We start from the raw sequence: 22,515 nt of genomic DNA on the forward strand, positions 1-22,515 counted from the left end.
AGTATTTCCGGCAAGATGAAGATGGATCGTCGCCCCATGGCGAGGGGATGCCTGGGATGCCTAGGGTGGATGCAAAAAAGGGTGCCCTGGGGCACCCTTTTGTTTGTTTTGTGACGGGCTGAGGATCAGCGCAGGTCCGGCGGGGTCGCTTCGCCCTTGAGCTGGGCGATGATCTCGTCGAGGCTTTGCACCTTGGTCTGTTTCTCGCCCAGGCGACGGGTCGAGACCGTGCGGTCTTCGACCTCTTTCATGCCACAGGCGAGGATATAGGGCACCTTGCCGACGGAATGTTCGCGGACCTTGTAGTTGATCTTCTCGTTGCGCAGGTCGGCCTCGGCGCGGATGCCGGCGGCCTTCAGCGCCTCGACCACCTCGAGGCAGTAGTCATCGGCGTCCGAGACGATGGCGGCCACCACCACCTGGCGCGGAGCGAGCCAGACGGGCAGCTTGCCGGCGTGTTCCTCGATCAGGATGCCGATGAACCGTTCGAACGAACCAAGGGTCGCACGGTGCAGCATGTAGGGGCGGTGCTTTTCACCGTCCGGCGCGATGTAGCTGGCACCCAGACGCTCGGGCAGGTTGGGGTCGACCTGGAAGGTGCCGCACTGCCAGACCCGGCCGATGGCATCGGTCAGGTAGAAGTCGAGCTTGGGGCCGTAGAAGGCACCGTCGCCCGGTTCCAGCGTATAGTCGCGGCCCACGGCCTTGATCGCGTTTTCCAGCGCGTTCTCGACGTAGTCCCAGCTTTCCTCGGTGCCGACGCGCTTTTCAGGGCGGGTGGCGAACTTGATCTCGAATTTCTCGAAGCCCAGTTCGGCGTAGATATTGGCGAGGAAGTCGATGAACCGGGCGCATTCCGTCTGGATCTGATCCTCGGTGCAGAAGATGTGGCCATCGTCCTGGGTAAAACCGCGCACCCGCATGATCCCATGCAGCGCACCCGAGGGTTCGAACCGCGCGCAGGAGCCGAATTCGGCCAGGCGCAGCGGCAGGTCGCGATAGGATTTCAGGCCCTGGTTGAAGACCTGAACATGGCAGGGGCAGTTCATCGGCTTGAGCGCGTTGATCCGGGTGTGATCGCGGTTCTTGGCCGCCGCATCGTCGTTTTCACCGTCGCGGCTTTCGTCCACTTCGACGATGAACATGTGGTGCTGGTATTTCTCCCAGTGGCCCGAGGCCTCCCACAGCTTGCGGTCCACCACCTGGGGTGTGTTGACCTCGTTGTAGCCGCCCTTGCGCTGCTTGCGGCGCATGTAGTCCTGCAGCTCGGTGTAGATGGTCCAGCCGTTCGGATGCCAGAAGACCTGGCCCGGGGCCTCTTCCTGCATGTGGAACAGGTCCATTTCGCGGCCCAGCTTGCGGTGGTCGCGTTTCTCGGCCTCTTCGATCATCAGCAGATGCGCCTTGAGAGCCTTGCGGTCCTTGAAGGCCACGCCGTAGATCCGTTGCAGCATGGGGCGGGTGTTGTCGCCCAGCCAGTAGGCCCCGGCCACATGGGTCAGCTTGAACCCGTCTGCGGGCACCTGGCCGGTGTGCTGCAGGTGCGGCCCGCGGCACAGATCCTGCCAGTCGCCGTGCCAGTACATGCGGATCGGTTCATCGCCGGGGATCCGGTCCAGAAGCTCGACCTTGTAGGGCTCGCCCGTGTCCTCGTAGTGCTTGCGGGCGCGGGCGCGGTCCCAGACCTCGGTGCGGACGGTGTCGCGGGCGTTGATGATCTCTTTCATCTTCGCTTCGATCTGGCCCAGGTCTTCGGGGGTGAAGGGCTCGGCCCGGTCGAAGTCGTAGAACCAGCCGTGGTCGCGGACGGGGCCGATAGTGACCTTCACGTCCGGCCAGATCTCTTGCACGGCGCGGGCCATGATATGGGCCAGGTCGTGGCGGATCAGCTCAAGCGCCTGTTCGTCGTCCTGCATGGTGTGGATGGCGATTTCGGCATCGCCCTCGATCGGCCATTGCAGATCGTAATGCGCGCCGTTCACGGTTGCGCTGATCGCCTTCTTGCCAAGAGATGTCGAGATGTCAGAGGCCACCTGCGCGGGCGTGATGCCGGCGTCGACCTGACGTTGATTGCCATCGGGAAAGGTAAGGGTGATCTGGGACATGATCGTCTCCTCGTCAGTTTGGCGCCCACGGAACGCCCGGTTGCGGGTCATATGGTGCGCCCCTGATGCAGAGGCCCCCGGATCAAGTCAAGACCCACATCTGCGGCGGAAGGTGGTTTTTGCCGGGCCGTGGCGCAAGGCCCCCTCCCTGGGCCCCGCCTCTGACGCAAAAGGAAAATTCGGAAAATCGGGAACCCATTCCCGGCTGCGGCGTTCGGTATCCGAAGGCAGGATGCCGCAGGTCATGGAAATGCGCGACAAGCGCGGGACCGCAGCACTTGGGGGAGGGACTTTTCGCGACGCACCGGCGATGGCCACGCCGGGGTGTGTCGCATGTCGAAATTTTCCGCGAATGCCAGGCATGGGATCTGCCCATCCTGTCTTCACGAATTCTGCCCGCCTGCACTGGGCAACTAGCCCGTCAGGAGGCCCCGCATGACCACCACCCAGACAGACCCCGCCCGGACAGGGGCCGCCCGGACAGAGCCCGCCCGGACAGAAGCCGACAGCAAGGACGACAGCTGGGCCGCCCGGGGCTTTGCCCGCATCGCCGGCGTCGACGCGGCGGACGATCACCCTGATGACCAACCCGACGGGCGCGAGGGTCGCAACGGGCTGCGCTTTATCGCGTCGCTGTCGATGACCAAGGTGGCGGACGGGCTGATTGATCCGAAACTGGTGCTGTCCTGGCTGATGACCGCGCTTGGCGCGCCTGGCTACCTGGCCTCGGCCCTGGTGTCGATCCGCGAAGCCGGGGCGCTGCTGCCGCAGGTCGCCTATGCCGGGGTGCTGAACCGGATGACGCAGCGCCGCTGGATGTGGGTCACGGGATCCATCGGGCAGGGGCTGGCGGCACTTGGCATCGCGGGCGTGGCCCTGACGCTGGAGGGCACGGCGGCCGGGCTGGCCATCTGTGTGCTTCTGGCGGTGCTGGCCCTGTCGAGGGCGGCCTGTTCGGTCAGCACCAAGGACGTCTTGGGTCGCACCATTGCCAAGACACGGCGCGGCGCGGTGACGGGGCTTGCGGGATCCGTGGCCTCGGTCGGGGTGGTGATCTTTGCGCTGCTGCTGATGTCGGGGCTGATGCAACAACAGACGCCCGTGATCATCGCCATCGCCCTGGCGGGGCTGTTGTGGCTGACTGCGGCGGCGGTCTTTTCGTCGCTGGACGAACCGGGGGCCAAGGCCGACGCAGACGCGGGCCTTCCGCCCATCCGCAAATTCCTGAGCGAGGACAAGGCGCTGCGCCGCTTCATCCTGGTGCGGGGGCTGCTGGTTTCGACCGCGCTGGCCCCGCCCTGGCTGGTCGTCGCAGCACAGAAGGGCGGCGACGCGGTGCTGCAACAGCTGGGCGTTCTGGTGCTGGCTTCGGCGGCGGCGTCGCTGGTCAGTTCCTTCGTCTGGGGGCGGATGTCGGACCAATCCTCGCGCCGAGTGCTGGCGCTGTCGGGCGGGATCGCCGCGCTGGCGCTGGCCGCCATGGTCGGGCTGTCGCTGGCGGGGCTCGCGGGCCAGGTATGGGCCGCGCCGCTGGTGCTTTTCGTGCTGATGCTGGCCTATCACGGCGTGCGGCAGGGGCGGTCGACCTATCTGGTGGACATGGCCCCCAAGGACCGGCGCGCCGGCTATGCGGCCACGGCGAACCTGTCGATCGGGCTGATCCTTCTGGCCACGGGCCTGTTTGGCGGCGGCCTGGGCGCGATGTCGCCCGACTGGGCGCTGGCGGGCTTTGCGCTGATGGCGGCGGCGGGCGGGGCGCTGGCCCTGACCCTGAAAGAGGTCGAAGCGGCCTGAGCCCCCCGGATCCCGCACGGAAATCCGCCGACGCCGCCGCAGGCCGACCGTAGCGGCAAGATTGCGTCCCGCCCCGTCACATGGCAGGTTTTGCATGAATTGCGCCCCGGGGTTGCCCCAAAGGTTGCTCCTAGGCTGCGCCAAGGGGCGGGGACTTGCCCCCAAGAATGACTGACACAAGCGATGGACCCAAGATGACCGATCAGACTGCGCCCCAATACCTGACCACCTCGCGCGGCCGCCGCCTGGCCTATCGCAAGACCGGAGGCACCGGGCCGACGATCGTCTTCCTGGGCGGGTTCAAGTCGGACATGCTGGGCACCAAGGCGGTGGATCTGGAAGCCTTTGCCAAGGACCAGGGTCGCGCCTACCTGCGCTTTGACTATTCTGGCCACGGCGAAAGCGACGGCGATTTCCTGGATGGCTGTATCGGTGACTGGGCCGAGGACGCCGAAGCCGCGCTGGACCGGCTGACCGATGGCCCGCTGGTGCTGGTCGGCTCCTCCATGGGGGGCTGGATTTCGCTGCTGATGACGCGCCGCCTGCCGGAACGGATCGCCGGCCTTGTCACCATCGCCGCCGCCCCGGATTTCACCGAAGACAGCATGTGGGCGGGCTTCGATCAGGCGCAGCGCACCGCGCTGGACATGGTGGAACAGGTGTCGCTGCCCTCGGACTATGGTGAACCCTACATCATCACCAAGAAGCTGATCGAGGACGGGCGCAACCACCTGATGCTGCGCGACCGGATCGACCTGCCGTTCCCGACCCGCTTCCTGATCGGGACCAAGGATGAAGCTGTGGACCTTTCAGTGGCATACCGCCTGCTGGACCGGGCCGAAGGCGGCGACATCCGCCTGACGCTGGTCAAGGGCAAGGATCACCGTTTCTCGGATCCCGAGTGCATGGAGCTGATCAAACAGGCCATTCTCGAAGTCTCGGGAAGCTGATCGGCGCAGGGGCGTGGGGCGGTAAAGGCCGAATATCCGTGCAACATTCCGCCGCCCCGTCCCGCGAAAACCACCGTGCCCCTTGACCTGTCGCCCAGATATGAGACGATTCCCGCAACGATAAGGTCTGAAAAAACAGATAAGGCGGGCAGGCCAGCATGACAGAGCCGATCGTATTCCTTCCGGGATACCTGTGCGACCAGCGTCTTTTCTATGCGCAGGCCTATGATCTGGCTCGGGATCACATCGTCATTCAGGCCCCTCTGATCGGTGAACGCTGCGAGGAAATGGCATCCAGCCTGCTGCCGCATCTGCCGCGCCGCGTGACGCTTGTCGGGGCCAGCCTTGGCGGCATCGTCGCGCTGGAAATCCTGCGCCGCGCGCCGGACCGGGTGGCGCGGATCTGCCTGATCTCGGCCGATGCGCTGCCCGATGCGCCGAATGTCTCGGCCGATCGCGAACCCCAGATCATCCAGTGCCGCACCGGCCGGTTGGACGAAGCGGTCGCCGCCGCCCTCCCGGCCGAGGCGCTGGCCCCCGGTCCCGCCCGCCCCAATGCGCTGGAGTTCTTTCAGGACATGGCCCGCAGTCTTGGCCCCCGCGGGTTCGAGGTCCACACCCGCGCCCTGCAACGCCGACGCGATCACCAGTCGTCGCTGTATCGGGCGCAATGTCCGGTGCAGGTCATCGCCGGGGCGCATGACACGGTCATCACCCCGAAGCGTCAGGAATTTCTGGCCGGTCTTGCCCCGAACGGTGCCTTCACCCTGCTGGACACCGCCGGGCATCTGCCGACGCTGGAAGACCCGCAGGCCGTCACCGCGATCCTGCGCAGCTGGCTGAAGCCCAAGGCCCGCGCGGCCTGAGGGCCTAGTCCTTCGCGGCAGTGTCCGAATTTCTGTCCGAAGACGTCGCCGAGGCGGGCAGCTGTGCGCGGGGATGGGCGGCGTCGTAGACCTCCATCAGGCGGGCGGTGTCGACGGCCGTATAGACCTGCGTTGTCGACAGCGAGGCATGGCCCAGAAGATCCTGGATCGACCGCAGATCGCCCCCGGCGCTGAGAAGATGGGTGGCAAAGCTGTGGCGCATCGCATGGGGCGTCGCCGTCGCGGGCAGGCCAAGCGCCATGCGGGCCTGCTCCATCGATTTCTGCACCGATCGCGGGCTAAGCGCGCCGCCCCGGATGCCCCGGAACAGCGGCGTGCCGGGCGTGATCGCATGGGGCATGATGTCCATGTAGGCCTCGACCGCAGCGCGGGCGGGGGCGATCACCGGCACGATGCGTTCCTTGTCGCCCTTGCCGGTGATGCGCAGCGTCTCGCCCAGGGGCAGGTCGTTGACGGTCAGCGACAGCGCCTCGGAAATCCGCAAGCCGCAGCCGTAGAGAAGCGTGACGACGGCGGCATCCCGGGCGCGCACCCAGGGGCGGTCATCCGTGCTGCCCACGGCCTCGATCATCGCCTTTGCCGCATCCTCGGCCAGCGGCCGGGGAAGGGAGCGCTGGAACTTCGGTGCCCGCGCGGACAGCACCGGCGTGACCTCGAGCCCGTCGCGCTGTGCCAGCCAGCGATAGAAGGTCTTTACCGCCGACAGCTTGCGCGCCAGCGACCGTGCGCCCAGCCCCGCGCCGCGTTCCCGTGCCATCCAGGCCCGCATGTCCCGCGTGCCGACCGCGCCGAGTGCGGCGATCCCCTGCGGGCCGCCCAGGTGTTCGCCCATGAAGGCCAGGTAATCGGTCACGTCGCGCCGATAGGCATCCACCGTCGCCTGGGATGCCCCGCGCAGCGATGTCAGGGCCGACAGCCAGTCCGCCAGGGCATCGCGCGCCGCAGGTGAGATCGCCAGGCTCATCTCCGCGCCCTCAGTCCAGATAGCGGCGCATGGTCCGTTCGAACACGCCGGCGAAAAAGCCCAGCAGGTCGGTGCCATGCTGCGGCGTGAACTGATGCGGGTCCTCGGCCCCCATGACCAGCATGCCCGGCAGGCGACCGGGGCCGAAGTTCAGGCGCAGGCAGGCCTCGGAGCGGACATAGGCCCCGGCGTCCCCGTAGATCGACGGCTCGCCCTGCTGGACCTGCCGCAGGGTGACCTGACGCGGCGGCGCGCCCCGGCCACCGTCGGCATATTGGTTGCAATAGCCCGGCGGCACGATCCGCAGCACGTCGCCCAGACGGCCCACGGCCGGGTCGTCATCGGTCTGAACGGTTTCCAGAACCAGCCGCATGTGATCGACGCCAAGCGTGTCGGCCACCTCTCCGCCCAGATCGCGCAGGAAGGCTTCGAAATCCAGCGGGTCCAGCATGCGCAGAACCGCGCGATGCACCTGATTGGTGCCGGCCAGGTTCTCATAGGCCGCCGCGATGACAGACCGATGCGTGTCTTCCAGCCGATCCAGCCGCGCCTCGAGCCGCTCCATCGCGATGCCGCGCAGGTCGACCACATTGGCCCCTATCTCGCGGTCATTGGCCGCGATCAGCGCGTTCATCAGGTCACGGTCGTCGAGAATGGCGGCGGGTTCCTCCATGATTTTCGCACGGAGGGATTCGTCGATCTGAGGAGTGGTCATCTTGTCTTCGGCCTGCTCGGGTACGTTTTTTGTTTGGCCCGAGGTTAACAAAAAGGCCGGGAGAAATCCCGGCCTTTCTGTGGTCATTGAATGACATTCACCCGGGGTGGGACCTGAATGCGACAGCGATGTGCATCCTGGTTTACCCGGCCGGGCGACGATCCGGTCAGAGGATCGAGATGCCCGCCGACTTGATGTCGGCCAGGAAGGCGTCCAGGCCCTTGTCGGTCAGCGGATGCTTGACCATGGACTGGATCACGGCCGGCGGCGCGGTGATCACGTCGGCACCGATCTTGGCGCATTCCGAGATGTGATTCACCGTGCGGATCGAGGCGGCGAGGATCTCGGTTTCATAGCCATAGTTGTCATAGATCGTGCGGATGTCGGCGATCAGGTCCAGGCCATCCAGGTTGATGTCGTCCAGGCGGCCGATGAAGGGGCTGATGAAGGTCGCGCCGGCCTTGGCCGCCAGCAGCGCCTGGTTGGCCGAGAAACACAGCGTCACGTTGACCATGTGGCCGTCGTCCGACAGCGCCTTGCAGGCCTTCAGACCGTCCCAGGTCAGCGGCACCTTCACGGCGATATTCTCGGCGATTTCAACCAGCTTGCGGCCTTCGGCGATCATCGTCTCGGCATCCGTGGCGGTGACTTCGGCAGACACGGGGCCGTCGACCAGGTCACAGATCTCCTTGGTGACTTCCAGGATGTCGCGGCCGGATTTCTTGATCAGCGACGGGTTGGTGGTGACGCCGTCCACCATGCCTAGGTCGTTCAGTTCGGCAATGGCGGGGACGTCGGCGGTGTCGACAAAGAACTTCATGTCTGGCCTCTTTGGCTCGGGCGGGGCAGATTACGTGGTCTGCGGCCCGCCGGGGGTTGGAAAGTGCTCGCCCGCGATTTACCCGATAGGGGGGCTTTGCGTAACCCCCGATCCGCGCGCCGCTGGTGGCGCTAACCTTTTCTACCGGAGTACCCTTTGGACCTGCCTTCCTATTACGACCCCGGCGCGCTGGTTTCGGTCCTGACCACTCAGCCGATCGACCGGCTGCTGGACTACCGCGCGCCCGAGGGCGGGCTGGCGCAGGGGGCCTTTGTGCAGGTGCCCCTGGGTCCGCGGCAGGTGATGGGCGTGGTCTGGGGACCGGGGCAGGGGAACTACGACGCATCAAAGATCCGGGCGGTGACCAAGGTGCTGGACGTGGCCCCGATGCGCGACGAGATGCGCGAATTCCTGATCCGCGCGGGCGACTACACCCTGACCCCGATGAACGCCATGTTGCGGCTGGCGACCCGCGCGCCTGGGCTGTCCGATCCGCCGTCGATGCAGAAGGTCTATCGCGCCGGGGCGGACGAGCCCGACCGCATGACCGACGCCCGCCGCCGCGTGCTGGACGTGCTGCGCGATTATGGCGGGCTGTCCTTCACCCTGAAGGAACTGTCCGAGATGGCGGGCGTGTCCACCGGCGTGGTCAAGGGGCTGGTGACCCAAGGCGCCGTGCGCGAAGAGCAGGCCCCCCGCGACACGCCCTATCCCCGCATGGACACAGACCGCCACGGCAAGCCGCTGACCGACAGTCAGGCTGCCGCCGCCGCGCACCTGGAACAGGGCATGCGCGCCGGCACCTATGGCACCACCCTGCTGCGCGGTGTCACCGGGTCGGGCAAGACCGAAGTCTATCTGGAAGCCGTCGCTTCCTGTCTGGCCCAGGGCCGCCAGGCGCTTGTCCTGCTGCCCGAAATCGCGCTGAGCGAGCAATTCCTGATCCGCGTCGAACAGCGCTTTGGCGCAAAGCCGGTGGAATGGCATTCGGGCGTCACCATGACCGAACGCCGCCGCGCATGGAAGATGGTCGGCCAGGGCCAGGCCGAACTGGTGATCGGCGCGCGCTCGGCCCTGTTCCTGCCCTTCCGCGACCTTGGGCTGATCGTCGTCGATGAGGAACACGATACCTCGTACAAGCAGGAAGACGGGGCGCTGTATTCGGCGCGGGACATGTCGGTGCTACGGGCGTCCATCGCGGGGGCGCGGGTGGTTCTGGCCTCGGCCACGCCCAGTCTGGAAAGCTGGGCCAATGCGGATGCGGGCAAATACGACCGGATCGACCTGGATGCACGCTTTGGCACCGCTGTCCTGCCCGAGATGCGCGCCATCGACATGCGCAATGAACAGATGCAATCGGGGCGCTGGATTTCGCCGTCGCTGGCGCGGGCGGTGCGCAGCCGGATGGAGAAGGGCGAACAATCGCTGCTGTTCCTGAACCGGCGCGGCTATGCGCCGGTGACCCTGTGCCGGGCCTGTGGCGAACAGATCAGCTGCGATCATTGCGACGCCTCGATGGTGGAGCACCGGTTCCTCAAGCGGTTGATCTGCCACCAGTGCGGCGACAGCAAACCCGTGCCCGAGGCCTGTCCGAAATGCGAGGTCGAGGGCAAGCTGGCCCCGATCGGCCCCGGCGTGGAGCGCCTGGCCGAAGAGGTCGAGGCGGTCTTTCCCGAGGCCCGTGTGGCGGTGCTGTCCTCGGATCTGTTTTCCTCGGCCCGGGCGCTGAAGGCGGCGATTGCCGAGATCGCCGAGGGCGAGGTCGACATCATCATCGGCACCCAGCTGGTGGCCAAGGGGCACAACTTTCCCAATCTGACGCTGGTCGGCGTGATCGACAGTGACCTGGGGCTGCAAGGGTCCGACCTGCGCGCAGCGGAACGGACCTTTCAGCTGATGCGCCAGGTGGCGGGCCGGGCCGGGCGGGCCGATATCCCCGGCGAGGCGCTGTTGCAGACGCACCAGCCCGAGCACCCGGTGATCCGCGCCATCCTGAGCGGGGATGAGGAGGAATTCTGGCGCGCCGAGGCCGAGGCGCGGCGCGCCGCCGGAATGCCGCCCTATGGCCGGCTGGCGGCGGTGATCCTGTCGGCCTCGGACCCGCAGGCGGCCTTTGCCGCCGGGCAGGAGCTGGCCCGCCGCGCCGGTCCCCTGAACGCGGTGCAGGCCCAGGTCTTCGGCCCCGCCGCGGCCCCCATTGCGCGGATCCGGGGGCGGCACCGGGTGCGGATGCTGGTGAAGGCCGACAAGGGCGTGGCGCTACAGGGGGCCATGGCTCAATGGGTGGGCCAGCTGCGCCCCGACAAGGATCTGCGCGTGGCGGTGGACATCGACCCGCAGTCGTTCTTCTGACGCCGCGCGGGCTGTGTGTTGCTGCGCCCCTGATCCAAAGGCGCCCGCTGTGCGGGCATTCTATCTATTTTTTGGGAGTGAGGGGGCTTTGGCCCCTCGCGCCGGAGGCGCGGTTTTTTGAATGGAACGAGGGGGCTTTGCCCCCTCGAGCTCCCCCAGGATATTTGGGAAAACCAAAGAGGGGGAAGGGGGGCGCGGATGGAGGCGCCAGGCAATCAGGCGGGGAGGGGGTGGCGCTGGTCGAGGAGGAGGTCGGTGGCCATCGCTCCGATCCACATGAAGAATAGCGCCAGCCAGGCAGTGCCCACGAAGATCGACCCGCCGGTGACGCCCGCGCCGATGGCGCAGCCGCCGGCCAGCATGCCGCCGAAGCCCATGAGCGCAGCCCCGATCATGGCGCGGCGCAGGGGGGCGGTGCCCTCGAATCCCTGAAAGCGGAATTCACGGGTGGCCAAGGCGGCCAGGAAGGCGCCGAGGACCACGCCGGGCACCAGGCCGATGTCGAATTCGAGCACGGCGGGCCGGGTCAGAAAGAACATCAGCGTATTGGCCGAGGGGCCGGTGAAGGTGGCGCTTTCGATCTGCACCGGCTCGAACGCGAGCGAGGAGAGCGCGAAGGTCAGAACCCAGCCAAGCGCCACCGCAAAGCCCACGCCGGCACCGAAGATCAGCCGGCTGGCCCCGATGCGGTTGTGACGCGCCAGGCCCAGGGCCAGCGCCGCGAAGCCGAGGCCGATCGCCAGCCCCGCCCCCTGCGGCAGGTGCAGGGCCGACAGCAGGTCGAGGTTCTGCCCGCCCGAGGTGACCCAGACCCCGGCGATCCGGTCGCGCAGAGGGGCAAGCATGCCCGAGAGAGACATCTGCGCCACCACCGCGAAGATCAGCCCCGAGACCACGGAGCGCAGGTTGCCCGTCGCCGCCAGCACCAGAAGCCGCCCCGAGCAGCCCCGCGCCAGCACCATGCCCACGCCGAACAGCAGCCCGCCCAGGATCGCCCCCAACCAGGACCCCGGCACCGCCATCATCCGCGCATCCGACGCCCGCATCAGCCCCAGTAGCTGCGCCCCCTGGACCCAGACCACCGCCGTCGAGAAAGTCAGGAACCAGATCGTCAGCCGATCGCTGAGCTGCCCGCGGGCGAAGTCCACCGTCGCGGCGCGCAGGCAGAACCGGGACCGCTGCGCCGCCACGCCAAAGACCACCCCGGTGATCAGTCCGAAAAGCGCGGCACTGGGCCCGTCGCCCAGGCGGTCCACAAGCGGCAGGAGGATATCGGAGAGCACGGACATGGCAGGGGTTCCTTGCAGGGGGATGTCCTGCAGTCGCATTCCAATATTGCAATGTCTTTGATGTGAATCATCTCTCTCGCCAAGGTCGGAATTTGAGCGTAAGGAAATTGCATGACGACGACACTTAATCTTGCCGACGCCCGGCATCTGCCCCTCTGGCGGCGTCCGCGCAGCCTTCTGTTCCTGATGGCCGCGGCCATGCCCATTGCCTTTGCGACCTGGTCCGCCCTGCTGAACAACTTTGTCATCGAGGTGGCGCAGTTCGACGGATCCGACATCGGCTGGCTGCACACGGTGCGCGAGATCCCGGGCTTTCTGGCCATCGGGGTGATCGCCCTGATCATCTTCATTCGGGAACAGGTGCTGGGGCTGGTGTCGCTTCTGATGCTGGGGGTGGCGACGGCGGTGACGGCCTGGTTCCCCTCGCTCGGGGGGATCCTGACGATCACGCTGCTGTCGTCCATCGGGTTCCATTACTACGAGACGGTGAACCAGTCGCTGCAGCTGCAATGGCTGCCCAAGGCCGAGGCCCCGCGCGTGCTGGGCCTGTTGCTGGCCACCGGATCGGCGGCGACCTTGTGTTCCTACGGGCTGATCGTCCTGCTGTGGGAGCCCCTGGGCCTGACCTACAACATCGTCTACCTGCTGGCGGGCGGGATCACGACGCTGATGGCGATCTTTGCCATGGTGGCCTATCCGCAGTTCGAGGCCCCCAATCCGCAGGTCAAGAAGATGGTGCTGCGCAAGCGCTACTGGCTGTACTACCTGTTGCAGTTCATGGCCGGGGCGCGGCGGCAGATCTTCGTGGTCTTCGCGGGCTTCATGATGGTCGAACGCTTTGGCTTTGACGTGCACGAGGTCACGGGCCTGTTCCTGATCAACCTGGTCGCCAACATGATCCTGGCCCCGTTGATGGGCCGCGCCGTCGGCCGGTTCGGAGAGGCGCGTGTGCTGCGCTTTGAATACGTCGGGCTGGTCATCGTCTTTTCGCTCTATGGCGGGATCTACTACTTCGGCTGGGGAGTGCTTCTGGCCTCGGTGCTCTATGTGATCGACAACCTGCTGTTCGGCCTGGCTCTGGCGCTGAAGACCTATTTCCAGAAGATCGCCGATCCCGGCGACATCGCGCCCACGGCGGCGGTGGCCTTTACCATCAACCATATCGCGGCGGTCTTCCTGCCGGCGGGGCTGGGGTATCTTTGGCTGATCTCGCCCGGGGCGGTCTTTGTCATGGCCGCAGGCATGGCGGCCGGATCCTTCGCGCTGTCGCTGCTGATCCCGCGCCACCCCGAACCCGGACACGAGACGATCTTTGCCCGCGCCATCCCCGCAGCCGCCGAATAAACCCGCGCTCGAGGCGCGGTTCACCGAAGGCCCGGTCATGCGCCACGTCGTGGTGATGACGGCCAGCGGGTCCGTCGGCCTGTCTTTCATGTTCCTGGTCGATTTCCTGGCGCTGTTCTGGGTCGGCCAGCTGGACGACACGCGGATGCTGGCCGGGCTGGGCTATGCGGCGATGATGACCTTCCTGATGATCTCGGTCGCGCTTGGCATGATGATCGCAGGCGTGGTGCTGGTGGCGCGCAGCCTGGGGCAGGGCAAGGCGGAACAGGCGCGCGATTTCGCCAGCGCCTCGATGATCTTCACCACCGCGACCCAGGCGGTTCTGGCGCTGATCGCCGTGCCCCTGCGGCACGAGCTGATGGCCCTGACCGGAGCCGAGGGCGAGGTGGCCGAGATCGGCGCGCATGTGCTGTCGATCACCCTGCCGTCGCTGCCGATCATCGCGCTTGGCATGAACGCCTCGGGGCTGTTGCGGGCCGTGGGCGATGCCTGGCGGTCGATGCTGGTGACGCTGATCGCGGGGCTGTCGGTGCTGGTGCTGGACCCGATCCTGATCCTCTGGGCGGGCTGGGGCGTGACCGGGGCGGCGGCCTCGCTGGTCTTTTCGCGGGTGATCATGGCGGGGCTGGGTCTGTACTGGCTGATCCGCACCCACGATCTATTGAAACGCCCGTCGCTGCCCGCGCTGAGGGGCGCGGCACGGCCCTATTTCGGCATCGCCCTGCCGGGCATCGCGACACAGGCCTCTCCGCCCGCGGGGCAATGGATGCTGGCGCTGGCCATGGCCCCCTATGGACCCGAGGCGATCGCCGCCATGGCCGTCGCCATGCGGCTGATGATGCTGGTCTTTGGCGGGATCTACGGGCTGTCCGGGGCGATCGGCGGCATCATCGGCCAGAACTTCGGCGCAAAACGGCTGGACCGGGTGCGGCGCGCCTATCTCGACAGCATGATCTTCTGCACGATCTATACGCTGGTGGCCTGGCTGGCGCTGATGGCGCTGACCGGCCCGCTGACACGCGCCTTCAACCTGGAAGGAGAGGGCGTGGCCGTCATGCGCGCCTTCACCACAATCGTGACCCTGTCCTTCCTGCTGAACGGCATGTTGTTCGTGGCGGGGGCGGCCTTCAACAACCTGGGCAAACCGATGTGGGCGACGCTGTCCGCCTGGTTCCGCGACGGTGTGCTGGTGCTGCCGCTGGCGCTTGGGCTTGGCGCGGTCTGGGGGGCTGCGGGGGCGATGATCGGCTATGGCCTGGCCGCCGTGATCGCCGGGGGCGCTGCCGGCTGGGTCGCCTGGCGCCTGATCGACCGGCTGCAGGGGCAGGTGGACGCGGCCTGAAGCGGCGTGTCCGGCCACTTGCGATCGGAAGGCGGCAAAAAAGAAGGGGCGGCCTGGCCACCCCTTCCGTTTCGGGTCATCGAACCGAGATCATTGGACTGAGATCATCGGGCCGAGATCATCGGACTAAGCCTGGGTTACCCCCGCTTGCGCCGGGCGCGCAGGGCCCCGGCAATCCCGAAGGCCCCGGCCAGCATCGGCAGCGTGGCCGGCAGCGGCACGGCAGGCACTTCGCCGTAGAAGTCCACGTTCAGGGTCAAATGCGAATTGGCCCCCCACGCCTCGTTCCCCGGAAGGCCGAACTGGTAAGAGGCCATGGTCAGTTCCTGCAAAGCCAGCGTGTTCGGATCAGCGCCGGGCGTCAGAGTCCAGTCGCCCCAGATCGTGTCCAGAACGCTGTTCGTTCCAATAACAGCTTGGGCCGCATTCGGGTTCGCGTCACCTGGGGTGCCTGCAAAGCTGCCGACCATATTCCAATTGGTGCCGCCATTGTTGTTCAGGACCGAGATCGTGTAAATGAACCGCTCGGGTGCCATCACGTCGGGCAGGCTGATATCGACGAAGGTCCTTGCCGGGCTTCCGCTTCCGCCAGCCAGGAAATGCGTGGTGGTCTGCGAATGAAACAGGGTGCCCAGGGCGGCATTGCTGCCGGAAAGGTCCACGTTATAAAGGTTTACCTGGATGTCGGCGTCATAATCGGCCCCGTAATTCGATGTATCCCAGATCAGGCCCTGCAGGGTGGCGGGGCCAGACGACAGGGAAATGTCATCGCCCATGGTGGTCGATGTCCCCGCGCAGGTTGGGCAGAACCCTCCGGCAGGAGTATCCGGCGCTTCGTAAAGCGTTCCGGCCAGGCCGGGCGCGACTGATACCGTCAGGGCGGCAATTGCGGCGAAAGCATAATGCTTCAGGTTGTTCATATTCAATTCCTCATAACCAACTTTGCAAATTATGGTGGAAATAGTAATTAATAGCCTATCGCGAATGAATGTCGCCTGTCGGCCTTTAAAAATGGATATGCGCCCTTGTTGAAACACTGCGTTTCCGAACGGCCATCAATCCATCCGGGCGGCAAGGGTTCTTCTTGACCGTTCCCCTGGTGGCGACTACGCGGGGGCGACCCATCAGGAGCCGCGCCATGCCCACATTCACCGCCTTCACCACCCTGCCCAGCAAAGCGCAAGCGGAAGCCCTGGGGGAGGCGCTGGAAAACCTGACGCCCGAGCCCTATGGCATCGGCGTGATCGAGATCGAGGACGGCTCGGGCCTTTATGAAGTCGGCGGCTATTTCACCGAAAGCCCCGATGTGGCGGGGCTGGCGCTTTTGTCGACGATGCACGACGCCAAGGCCTTCGTGATCTCGGAACTGCCCGACACCGACTGGGTGGCCAAGGTGAAACGCGAACTGGCCCCGGTGCAGGCCGGACGCTTTTATCTGTATGGCAGCCATGACGCCGACACCGTGCCCGCAGACAGCATCCCCCTGCTGATCGAGGCCGCGATGGCCTTTGGCACCGGCCACCACGGCACCACCCGCGGCTGTCTCGAGGCGCTGGATCGCCTGGCGACCCGTGGGTTCAAGGCCGACACCGTGGCCGACATCGGCTGTGGCACCGCCGTTCTGGCCATGGCGGCTGCGCGGATCTGGCCGGTGACGCCCATTGCCTCGGACATTGACCCCGTCGCCGTCGACGTGGCCGAGGCGAACCTGGCCGCCAACGACATGGCGGGCCGCGTCACCTGCCTTGAGGCCACCGGCTTTGACCATGACCAGATCAAGTCCGGCGCGCCCTATGACCTGATCTTTGCCAATATCCTCAAGGGGCCGCTGATCGACCTGGCCGGTGATCTGACCGCGCATCTTGCCCCCAATGGCTATGCCATCCTGTCGGGTCTGCTGAACGACCAGGCCGATGAGGTCGCCGCCGCCTATGCCGCCCAGGGCCTGACCCGGGTCGAGGCGACCCAGATCGGCGACTGGTCCACGCTGCTTCTGTCGCGCCCGGAATGATCCGGCGGCGCTGACCGAAAGGCACCGCCCGACACATCCTGTACGCCCCGGCAAAAGGCCCGGGGCGCTTCACGTTCCGGTCAAACTCTGGCCCGAATCCCGCGCTACACCATGCTCGAAGCAGTGTAATCCTCGGGAGAGGCAGAGATGAAAGACGGATACGCACATTTCGACAGCCGGCTGGAACGGCTTGACGCGCGCAAGGCGGCCCTTCGCGAAGGCCACCGCGTCGACGTTGACGAAAACGGGTTGATGAAACTGATCCCCACGGGGGCCCGCCGCCGACAGATCGGCCGGCTGATGCCGGTACGGGCGTTCATGATCATGACCGCCGTCCTGCTGGGGTTCAAAGCCTTCCTTCTCTACAACCTCGGCTTCGCCGATTACGCCGCCAAGGTGACCGAGCTTGAGGCGGGCGCGACCATGGACCAGGTCGGGGCCTGGCTGATGCAGATCGAACCCGTGACGCTTTGGCTGCACAAGATGATCGTGATGGTGGTCGGCTGACAGACCCGCCGCGCGGGGGGCTTTCCCCCTGCGACACCCGGTTCCGGATACAACAAAGGCCGCGCCATTTGGGCGCGGCCTTTTGCTCGTCGAGATGTCCGAGGGATCAGGACAGCTCGTCGATTTCGTGGCGCTGCAGACCGATGTCGTTCAGTTCACGGTCGGTCAGGTTGCTCAGCAGGCGGCGCGTCACACGGCGGTCGTTCCAGGCCCGCAGGGTCAGGTGCAGGTCGGACAGGGTACGGCCGATGCGGCCGATCGGAGTGGACAGCCCGGTCTGGGCGCGGGGAGTCATCGTGTAAATGCTCATGGAGCGGCTCCTTTCAGGGGCGTTGAAGTTTTCAAACCGCCCAATATTCCAGCGCCTGCGCCCACGGAAGAGGCTTTTTCTGCATAGCAGCATTCTTGTTTTTGCATGGCAGAAATTTTCCCTAAGCGTCTGTTTGAAGGTGAAAAATTCGTGTCGCCTGCATGTCGGTTTTGCGACGTGAAGGGTCGTGGCTGCACGGGGTGTGGCCAATAGCGACATGCGCGTGTCGCAAACGGATCGCGCGGCGCATCTGCGCATGGGTCTTGGCGGATGTTCACTATTCGTGCTATTTGTCGGAAAAACACCGGTGCCCCGCCAAAAAGGGGCCAGGCAGGCCGTGGCGGGCAGGATGATGAGGGCAGAATGAAGGTTATCGGAATCGATCCGGGACTGCGCAGCATGGGCTGGGGGGTGATCCTGGTTCAGGGCAGCCGGCTAAGCCATGTCTCCAACGGCCAGATCAAGGGCGAAGGCGATCAGATGTGCGACCGCCTGATGTCCCTGCACGACGGGCTGTCGCGAGTGATCGCCGAACACGCCCCCGATGCGGCGGCCGTCGAACAGGTCTTTGTCAACACCAACGCCGCCGCCACGCTGAAGCTGGGACAGGCGCGGGGCATCGCCCTTCTGGTGCCCGCGCAGGCCGGCATCGCCGTGGGCGAATACGCCCCCAACACGATCAAGAAATCCGTCGTGGGCGTGGGCCACGCGGCCAAGGAACAGGTGCAGCACATGGTGAAACTGCAATTGCCCGGCGCCGCGCTGACCGGGCCGGATGCCGCCGACGCGCTGGCCATCGCGATCTGTCACGCCCATCACCTCGGCTCGGCCGCCAGCCTGGCGCGGGTGCGCGCATGATCGGGCGGATCGCAGGGCGCATTGATATGCGCGGCACGGATCACGTGCTGATCGACGTGCGCGGGGTCGGCTATGTGGTCTTTGTCTCGGATCGCACACTGATGGCCCTGCCCGGTACGGGCGAGGCGACGGCGCTTTATACCGAACTCCTCGTGCGCGAGGATCTGCTGCAGCTGTACGGCTTCCCGACGCTGGTGGAAAAGGAATGGTTCCGCCTTCTGACGTCCGTTCAGGGGGTGGGGGCCAAGGGCGCGCTGGCGATCCTTGGCGCGCTTGGCGCGGACGGGTTGTCGCGTGCCATTGCCCTGGGCGATCAGGCCTCGGTCAAGGCGGCCAAGGGGATCGGCCCCAAGACCGCGCAGCGCATCGTGCTGGAGCTGAAGGACAAGGCCCCCGCCGTCATGGCCATGGGCGGATCGGCCCCCGCCGCGCCCGCACCCGGTGACGCGCCGGACGATGAGGTCATCGAACCCACGCCCGCCACGAAACCTGCCCCCGCCGCACCGGCCCCTTCGGCCTCGGCCCAGGCCGAGGCGCTCTCGGCCCTGGGCAACCTGGGCTATGCGCCTGGTGAGGCCGCCGCCGCCGTCGCCGAAGCCGCCGGAGAGCTGCCCGAGGCCGACACCCCCGGCCTGATCCGCGCCGCGCTGAAAAAGCTGGCACCGAAGGGATAACGGATGACCTCTGACCCCACGCTCCGCCCCGATCCGCTGCCCGAGGACGCCGACGACACCCGCGCCCTGCGTCCGCAGACGCTGGATGATTTCATCGGCCAGCGAGAGGCGCGGGCGAACCTGCGCGTCTTTATCCAATCCGCCCGCCAGCGCGGCGAGGCGATGGACCACACGCTGTTCCACGGCCCGCCCGGTCTGGGCAAGACGACACTGGCGCAGATCATGGCGCGCGAGCTGGGGGTGAATTTCCGCATGACCTCGGGGCCGGTGCTGGCCAAGGCGGGCGATCTGGCGGCGATCCTGACCAACCTTGAGGCGCGCGATGTGCTGTTCATCGACGAGATCCACCGCCTGAACCCGGCCGTGGAAGAGGTGCTGTATCCCGCGCTGGAAGATTTCGAACTGGACCTGGTGATCGGCGAAGGCCCCGCCGCCCGCACCGTTCGGATCGGACTTCAGCCCTTTACCCTTGTCGGGGCCACGACGCGCCTTGGCCTGCTAACCACGCCCCTGCGCGATCGGTTCGGCATCCCGACCCGCCTGCAATTCTATACCGAGGACGAGTTGCACGACATCGTCACCCGCAATGCCCGCAAGATGGGTGCGCCGGCGGATGACCTTGGCGCGCGCGAAATCGCCCGCCGGGCCCGCGGCACGCCCCGGATCGCCGGTCGCCTGCTGCGCCGGGTCGTCGACTTCGCCGTGGTCGAGGGCGATGGCACCATCACGCAGGAGTTGGCCGACAATGCGCTGACCCGTCTGGGCGTCGACAATCTGGGTCTCGACATGGCCGACCGGCGCTATCTGACCATGATCGGAGAGGATTATCAGGGCGGCCCCGTGGGCGTCGAAACCCTTTGCGCCGCCCTGTCGGAAAGCCGCGACGCGGTGGAAGAGGTGATTGAACCCTATCTGCTGCAACAGGCCCTGATCCAGCGCACCCCGCGTGGCCGGATGCTGGCTGCCCGTGGCTGGCGGCACATCGGGTTAGAGCCTCCGCGCGCGCAAGGGCAGGGCGCCTTGTTCGAGTAACCCGGTTTTCCCCGTCGGCCTTTCCATGCCCGGTTTCCCTTGATCTTGGGGCCCGGGCAGGGCATCGACCCCGTGGTCCAAGGCGCAAATGGGGGCGATACTGTGATCGAGACACCGCAACCGGAAACGATTGAAACCTTCTTCACCCGCGAAGATGGGTCCTTCCATTTTGCCAGATGGGGCCGGCCGATCGTTCCCGTGGTCTTCGGCACGGACGAAAGCAGCCTGCCGCCCCTGAAAGGCGCGTTCGAGGCCGTGACCGCAATGATCGGCCACAAGATGGCCGAGACCGACCCGGAACTGGGCACCAACCTGATGGTGTTCTTCCTGCAGGACTGGGAGGAACTGGCCGCGCTGCCGGATCTGGACCAGATGATCCCCGGCCTTGGCGCGCTGGTGCCCCGGCTGATCGCGGGCAAGGCCACCCAGTACCGCATCTTCCGCTTTGACGATCACGGCGCGATCCGGGCGTCCTTTGTCTTTATCCGCATGCGCGGGGCACAGGCGCAGCTTCCGGCCGAGGAAATCGGGCTGGAGCTGATGGTCAAGGCCCTGCTGGACTGGGGGCCATCCGCCTTTGCCGCCCGCACGCCGCTGGTGCGCGGCCGTGACGGCGTGGCGCGAGTGAACCCGGTCTTCGCCGATGTGATCCGCGCCGCCTATGATCCGGTGCTGCCGCCCGCCGCGCGGGACGGGTCCCATGCGCTGCGGCTGTTCGCCCGGATGCAGCGCGATCAGGCACAGGGCTGACGCCCCGGGGCGCGCAAGCCATTGGGATCGCGCCTTTCGTCGAGGATTTCGGACAGACCGCCCTTGTGATCCGGTCCCCTGCGGTGTTTTGATGCGCCCACGGCAGAAGGGATCCCATGGCACATCATTTCCAATTGCGCGTCTATTATGAAGACACCGATCTGGCTGGCATCGTCTATTACGCCAATTACCTGCGCTTCATCGAACGCGCCCGCAGCGAATGGATCCGCACCCTGGGCATCGACCAGAAGGCGCTGAAGGCGGACGAGGGCATCGTCTTTGCCGTCCGCCGGATCGAGGCCGACTATCTGTCGCCTGCCCATTTCGACGACGAACTGGACGTGCTGACCACGACCGAGGCCGTAACCGGCGCGCGCATCACCCTGAAGCAAGAGGTCCAGCGCGCCGGAGAGACGCTGTTTGTTGCACAGGTCACGATTGTTGCCATCGCGGAAACCGGCCATCCTGCGCGGCTTCCGGCAAATATCCGCCTGTTGATGCATTAAATCCCCGGTTTGCACGCCCATTACAGGCTGCTCTCGCCAATGTGTTGGCGAAATCCGTTGTGATCCGCTACATTCCCTGCAACGAGGCCGCGCAAAGACGGCCCCCTTATTGTTTCTGACGAGCAGGCAGAATGGAAACCGAAACTCTCGCTATGGCGCAACAGGTGGATTTTTCCATGTGGGCGCTTTTCGCACGTGCAACCCTGACCGTGAAGCTGGTGATGCTGATGCTGATCGCCGCCTCTTTCTGGTCGTGGTCCATCATCATCCAGAAAATCATTAGCTACCGCGCCGCCCGGGCCGAGGCCGCGCGCTTTGACCGCGCCTTCTGGTCCGGCGAACCGCTGGACGAATTCTACGAACAGATCGGCCCCGAACCCTCGGGGCGGGCGCATCGCGTCTTTGCCGCCGGCATGACGGAATGGCGCCGGTCGCATCGGGAAGACGGCGGTATGATCGCCGGGGCGCAGGCCCGCATCGACCGGTCGATGGATGTCTCCATCGCCAAGGAGGCCGAGGGCCTTCAGGCCGGCCTTCCCGTGCTGGCCACCATCGGATCCACCGCGCCCTTCGTCGGGCTGTTCGGCACGGTCTGGGGCATCATGCATGCCTTCATCGGCATCGCGGAAAGCCAGAACACCAACCTTGCCGTCGTCGCCCCCGGCATCGCCGAGGCGCTGCTGGCCACGGGTCTGGGCCTGCTGGCCGCAATCCCTGCGGTGATCTTCTACAACAAGCTCTCGACGGATGTGGACCGCATCGTCGGCGGGTACGAGGCCTTTGCCGACGAATTCTCGACCATCCTGTCGCGCCAGCTGGACGCCTGAGCCATGGGTGCCGGTGTCATGAGCAAAGAGGGCGGCGGGGGCCGCAGGGGCCGCCGTCGCGGTGGCCGCGCCCGACCGATGTCGGAAATCAACGTCACGCCCTTTGTCGACGTCATGTTGGTGCTGCTGATCATCTTCATGGTCGCCGCGCCTCTGATGGTCGTCGGCGTGCCGGTCAAGCTGCCGGAAACTGCTGCGAACTCCCTCCCGACCGAGCAGGAGGAACCGCTGACCGTCACCGTCACCGCCGAAGGTGCGATCATGATCCAGACCACGGACACGCCCTCGGCCGAACTGATCCCCCGTCTGCGCTCCATCGCGGCCGAACGCGACAGCGACCGGATCTACCTGCGGGCCGATGGTGCTGTGCCTTATGAGCAGGTGATGCAGGTCATGGGCGCGCTCAACAAGGGTGGGTTCAAGAACATCGGGCTGGTCACGGATCCCGGCGGTCCGACCATGGGCGGGAACTGACGGG

The 22,515-nt window shown here is 66.1% G+C and carries 22 protein-coding genes; 15 read left to right on the forward strand and 7 right to left on the reverse strand.

Annotated elements, in window-relative coordinates; genetic code table 11:
• Window positions 1-125: 125 nt before the first annotated feature.
• A complete protein-coding gene (gene thrS, locus BMX99_RS02145; RefSeq protein ID WP_093448390.1) occupies window positions 126-2,105 on the reverse strand; it encodes a threonine--tRNA ligase in 1,980 nt (659 codons plus the stop codon).
• A gap of 435 nt (window positions 2,106-2,540) precedes the next feature.
• On the opposite strand from thrS, the gene BMX99_RS02150 reads away from it, so the two are divergent.
• The 3 genes from BMX99_RS02150 to BMX99_RS02160 all read left to right on the forward strand — a co-directional run bounded on the left by BMX99_RS02150 (window position 2,541) and on the right by BMX99_RS02160 (window position 5,715).
• Entirely contained in the window at window positions 2,541-3,899 is a 1,359-nt protein-coding gene (locus tag BMX99_RS02150) for an MFS transporter (RefSeq protein WP_244525609.1), read from the forward strand.
• A gap of 194 nt (window positions 3,900-4,093) precedes the next feature.
• On the forward strand, window positions 4,094-4,849 hold the full coding sequence (locus tag BMX99_RS02155; RefSeq protein ID WP_093446607.1) for an alpha/beta fold hydrolase: 756 nt from the start codon (window positions 4,094-4,096) through the stop codon (window positions 4,847-4,849).
• Between the two features lie 158 nt (window positions 4,850-5,007).
• A complete protein-coding gene (locus tag BMX99_RS02160) occupies window positions 5,008-5,715 on the forward strand; it encodes an alpha/beta fold hydrolase (RefSeq protein WP_093446612.1) in 708 nt (235 codons plus the stop codon).
• A 4-nt stretch (window positions 5,716-5,719) separates the two neighbouring features.
• On the opposite strand, the gene BMX99_RS02165 is transcribed toward BMX99_RS02160, so the two are convergent.
• From BMX99_RS02165 to fsa, 3 genes are all read right to left on the reverse strand, one after another.
• Window positions 5,720-6,700: a tyrosine recombinase XerC gene (locus BMX99_RS02165; protein WP_093446615.1), complete on the reverse strand. Its 981-nt coding sequence runs from the start codon at window positions 6,698-6,700 to the stop codon at window positions 5,720-5,722.
• Window positions 6,701-6,710: 10 nt separating this feature from the next.
• A complete protein-coding gene (locus BMX99_RS02170) occupies window positions 6,711-7,415 on the reverse strand; it encodes a DUF484 family protein (RefSeq protein WP_093446618.1) in 705 nt (234 codons plus the stop codon).
• A gap of 166 nt (window positions 7,416-7,581) precedes the next feature.
• On the reverse strand, window positions 7,582-8,235 hold the full coding sequence (gene fsa / locus BMX99_RS02175; protein ID WP_093446621.1) for a fructose-6-phosphate aldolase: 654 nt from the start codon (window positions 8,233-8,235) through the stop codon (window positions 7,582-7,584).
• A gap of 156 nt (window positions 8,236-8,391) precedes the next feature.
• On the opposite strand from fsa, the gene BMX99_RS02180 reads away from it, so the two are divergent.
• Window positions 8,392-10,587, forward strand: a complete 2,196-nt coding sequence (locus tag BMX99_RS02180) for a primosomal protein N' (RefSeq protein ID WP_093446624.1) — start codon at window positions 8,392-8,394, stop codon at window positions 10,585-10,587.
• Window positions 10,588-10,802: 215 nt separating this feature from the next.
• On the opposite strand, the gene BMX99_RS02185 is transcribed toward BMX99_RS02180, so the two are convergent.
• The gene (locus BMX99_RS02185; protein WP_093446627.1) at window positions 10,803-11,876 is read right to left on the reverse strand and encodes a YeeE/YedE family protein; all 1,074 of its coding nucleotides are present in this window, start codon (window positions 11,874-11,876) and stop codon (window positions 10,803-10,805) included.
• 111 nt (window positions 11,877-11,987) lie between these two features.
• Here BMX99_RS02185 and BMX99_RS02190 point away from each other — a divergent pair, with 111 nt between their 5' ends.
• Together BMX99_RS02190 and BMX99_RS02195 are read left to right on the forward strand one after the other, a co-directional pair.
• On the forward strand, window positions 11,988-13,220 hold the full coding sequence (locus BMX99_RS02190) for an MFS transporter (protein WP_093446629.1): 1,233 nt from the start codon (window positions 11,988-11,990) through the stop codon (window positions 13,218-13,220).
• Window positions 13,221-13,257: 37 nt separating this feature from the next.
• The gene (locus BMX99_RS02195) at window positions 13,258-14,562 is read left to right on the forward strand and encodes an MATE family efflux transporter (RefSeq protein WP_093446632.1); all 1,305 of its coding nucleotides are present in this window, start codon (window positions 13,258-13,260) and stop codon (window positions 14,560-14,562) included.
• 137 nt (window positions 14,563-14,699) lie between these two features.
• Here the strand turns inward: BMX99_RS02195 and BMX99_RS02200 are convergent, their stop codons facing one another.
• Window positions 14,700-15,482, reverse strand: a complete 783-nt coding sequence (locus tag BMX99_RS02200; protein WP_093446635.1) for a VPLPA-CTERM sorting domain-containing protein — start codon at window positions 15,480-15,482, stop codon at window positions 14,700-14,702.
• 218 nt (window positions 15,483-15,700) lie between these two features.
• On the opposite strand from BMX99_RS02200, the gene BMX99_RS02205 reads away from it, so the two are divergent.
• Window positions 15,701-16,573: a 50S ribosomal protein L11 methyltransferase gene (locus BMX99_RS02205; RefSeq protein ID WP_093446638.1), complete on the forward strand. Its 873-nt coding sequence runs from the start codon at window positions 15,701-15,703 to the stop codon at window positions 16,571-16,573.
• Window positions 16,574-16,720: 147 nt separating this feature from the next.
• Window positions 16,721-17,080 carry a hypothetical protein gene (locus BMX99_RS02210; RefSeq protein ID WP_093446641.1) on the forward strand — a complete coding sequence of 120 codons (360 nt, stop codon included), beginning with the start codon at window positions 16,721-16,723 and terminating at the stop codon, window positions 17,078-17,080.
• 106 nt (window positions 17,081-17,186) lie between these two features.
• Here BMX99_RS02210 and BMX99_RS02215 read toward each other — a convergent pair whose 3' ends face one another.
• Window positions 17,187-17,390: a DUF1127 domain-containing protein gene (locus BMX99_RS02215; protein ID WP_244525608.1), complete on the reverse strand. Its 204-nt coding sequence runs from the start codon at window positions 17,388-17,390 to the stop codon at window positions 17,187-17,189.
• 363 nt (window positions 17,391-17,753) lie between these two features.
• Between BMX99_RS02215 and ruvC the strand changes: the two genes are divergently transcribed.
• From ruvC to tolR, 7 genes are all read left to right on the forward strand, one after another.
• Entirely contained in the window at window positions 17,754-18,248 is a 495-nt protein-coding gene (gene ruvC, locus BMX99_RS02220) for a crossover junction endodeoxyribonuclease RuvC (RefSeq protein WP_093446644.1), read from the forward strand.
• Window positions 18,245-18,922 (forward strand): Holliday junction branch migration protein RuvA, encoded by a 678-nt coding sequence (gene ruvA / locus BMX99_RS02225; protein ID WP_093446647.1) that lies wholly within the window; start codon window positions 18,245-18,247, stop codon window positions 18,920-18,922. The genes ruvC and ruvA overlap by 4 nt, the downstream gene beginning before the upstream one ends.
• A 3-nt stretch (window positions 18,923-18,925) precedes the next feature.
• Complete coding sequence (ruvB, locus tag BMX99_RS02230; protein WP_093446650.1) at window positions 18,926-19,954, forward strand: Holliday junction branch migration DNA helicase RuvB; 1,029 nt, start codon at window positions 18,926-18,928, stop codon at window positions 19,952-19,954.
• 102 nt (window positions 19,955-20,056) lie between these two features.
• On the forward strand, window positions 20,057-20,704 hold the full coding sequence (locus tag BMX99_RS02235; RefSeq protein WP_093446653.1) for a hypothetical protein: 648 nt from the start codon (window positions 20,057-20,059) through the stop codon (window positions 20,702-20,704).
• Between the two features lie 116 nt (window positions 20,705-20,820).
• Window positions 20,821-21,210, forward strand: coding sequence for a tol-pal system-associated acyl-CoA thioesterase (ybgC, locus tag BMX99_RS02240; protein ID WP_093446656.1), 390 nt, complete (start codon window positions 20,821-20,823; stop codon window positions 21,208-21,210).
• Window positions 21,211-21,341: 131 nt separating this feature from the next.
• Window positions 21,342-22,037, forward strand: a complete 696-nt coding sequence (gene tolQ, locus BMX99_RS02245; protein WP_093446659.1) for a protein TolQ — start codon at window positions 21,342-21,344, stop codon at window positions 22,035-22,037.
• A gap of 3 nt (window positions 22,038-22,040) precedes the next feature.
• Window positions 22,041-22,511: a protein TolR gene (gene tolR, locus BMX99_RS02250; RefSeq protein WP_093446662.1), complete on the forward strand. Its 471-nt coding sequence runs from the start codon at window positions 22,041-22,043 to the stop codon at window positions 22,509-22,511.
• Window positions 22,512-22,515 lie beyond the last annotated feature (4 nt).

Source organism: Pseudooceanicola nitratireducens (assembly GCF_900109195.1).
Lineage (GTDB): Bacteria > Pseudomonadota > Alphaproteobacteria > Rhodobacterales > Rhodobacteraceae > Pseudooceanicola > Pseudooceanicola nitratireducens.

Bases quoted from the DNA above. Each gene is read 5' to 3' on its own strand.
- BMX99_RS02210 (WP_093446641.1), top strand. From the start codon at position 16,721: ATGAAAGACGGATACGCACATTTCGACAGCCGGCTGGAACGGCTTGAC.
- BMX99_RS02160 (WP_093446612.1), top strand. From the start codon at position 5,008: ATGACAGAGCCGATCGTATTCCTTCCGGGATACCTGTGCGACCAGCGT.
- ybgC (WP_093446656.1), top strand. From the start codon at position 20,821: ATGGCACATCATTTCCAATTGCGCGTCTATTATGAAGACACCGATCTG.
- BMX99_RS02200 (WP_093446635.1), bottom strand. From the start codon at position 15,482: ATGAACAACCTGAAGCATTATGCTTTCGCCGCAATTGCCGCCCTGACG.
- fsa (WP_093446621.1), bottom strand. From the start codon at position 8,235: ATGAAGTTCTTTGTCGACACCGCCGACGTCCCCGCCATTGCCGAACTG.
- BMX99_RS02155 (WP_093446607.1), top strand. From the start codon at position 4,094: ATGACCGATCAGACTGCGCCCCAATACCTGACCACCTCGCGCGGCCGC.
- tolQ (WP_093446659.1), top strand. From the start codon at position 21,342: ATGGAAACCGAAACTCTCGCTATGGCGCAACAGGTGGATTTTTCCATG.
- BMX99_RS02165 (WP_093446615.1), bottom strand. From the start codon at position 6,700: ATGAGCCTGGCGATCTCACCTGCGGCGCGCGATGCCCTGGCGGACTGG.
- thrS (WP_093448390.1), bottom strand. From the start codon at position 2,105: ATGTCCCAGATCACCCTTACCTTTCCCGATGGCAATCAACGTCAGGTC.
- ruvC (WP_093446644.1), top strand. From the start codon at position 17,754: ATGAAGGTTATCGGAATCGATCCGGGACTGCGCAGCATGGGCTGGGGG.
- BMX99_RS02215 (WP_244525608.1), bottom strand. From the start codon at position 17,390: ATGAGCATTTACACGATGACTCCCCGCGCCCAGACCGGGCTGTCCACT.
- ruvB (WP_093446650.1), top strand. From the start codon at position 18,926: ATGACCTCTGACCCCACGCTCCGCCCCGATCCGCTGCCCGAGGACGCC.
- BMX99_RS02170 (WP_093446618.1), bottom strand. From the start codon at position 7,415: ATGACCACTCCTCAGATCGACGAATCCCTCCGTGCGAAAATCATGGAG.
- BMX99_RS02190 (WP_093446629.1), top strand. From the start codon at position 11,988: ATGACGACGACACTTAATCTTGCCGACGCCCGGCATCTGCCCCTCTGG.
- BMX99_RS02195 (WP_093446632.1), top strand. From the start codon at position 13,258: ATGCGCCACGTCGTGGTGATGACGGCCAGCGGGTCCGTCGGCCTGTCT.
- BMX99_RS02185 (WP_093446627.1), bottom strand. From the start codon at position 11,876: ATGTCCGTGCTCTCCGATATCCTCCTGCCGCTTGTGGACCGCCTGGGC.
- ruvA (WP_093446647.1), top strand. From the start codon at position 18,245: ATGATCGGGCGGATCGCAGGGCGCATTGATATGCGCGGCACGGATCAC.
- tolR (WP_093446662.1), top strand. From the start codon at position 22,041: ATGGGTGCCGGTGTCATGAGCAAAGAGGGCGGCGGGGGCCGCAGGGGC.
- BMX99_RS02150 (WP_244525609.1), top strand. From the start codon at position 2,541: ATGACCACCACCCAGACAGACCCCGCCCGGACAGGGGCCGCCCGGACA.
- BMX99_RS02205 (WP_093446638.1), top strand. From the start codon at position 15,701: ATGCCCACATTCACCGCCTTCACCACCCTGCCCAGCAAAGCGCAAGCG.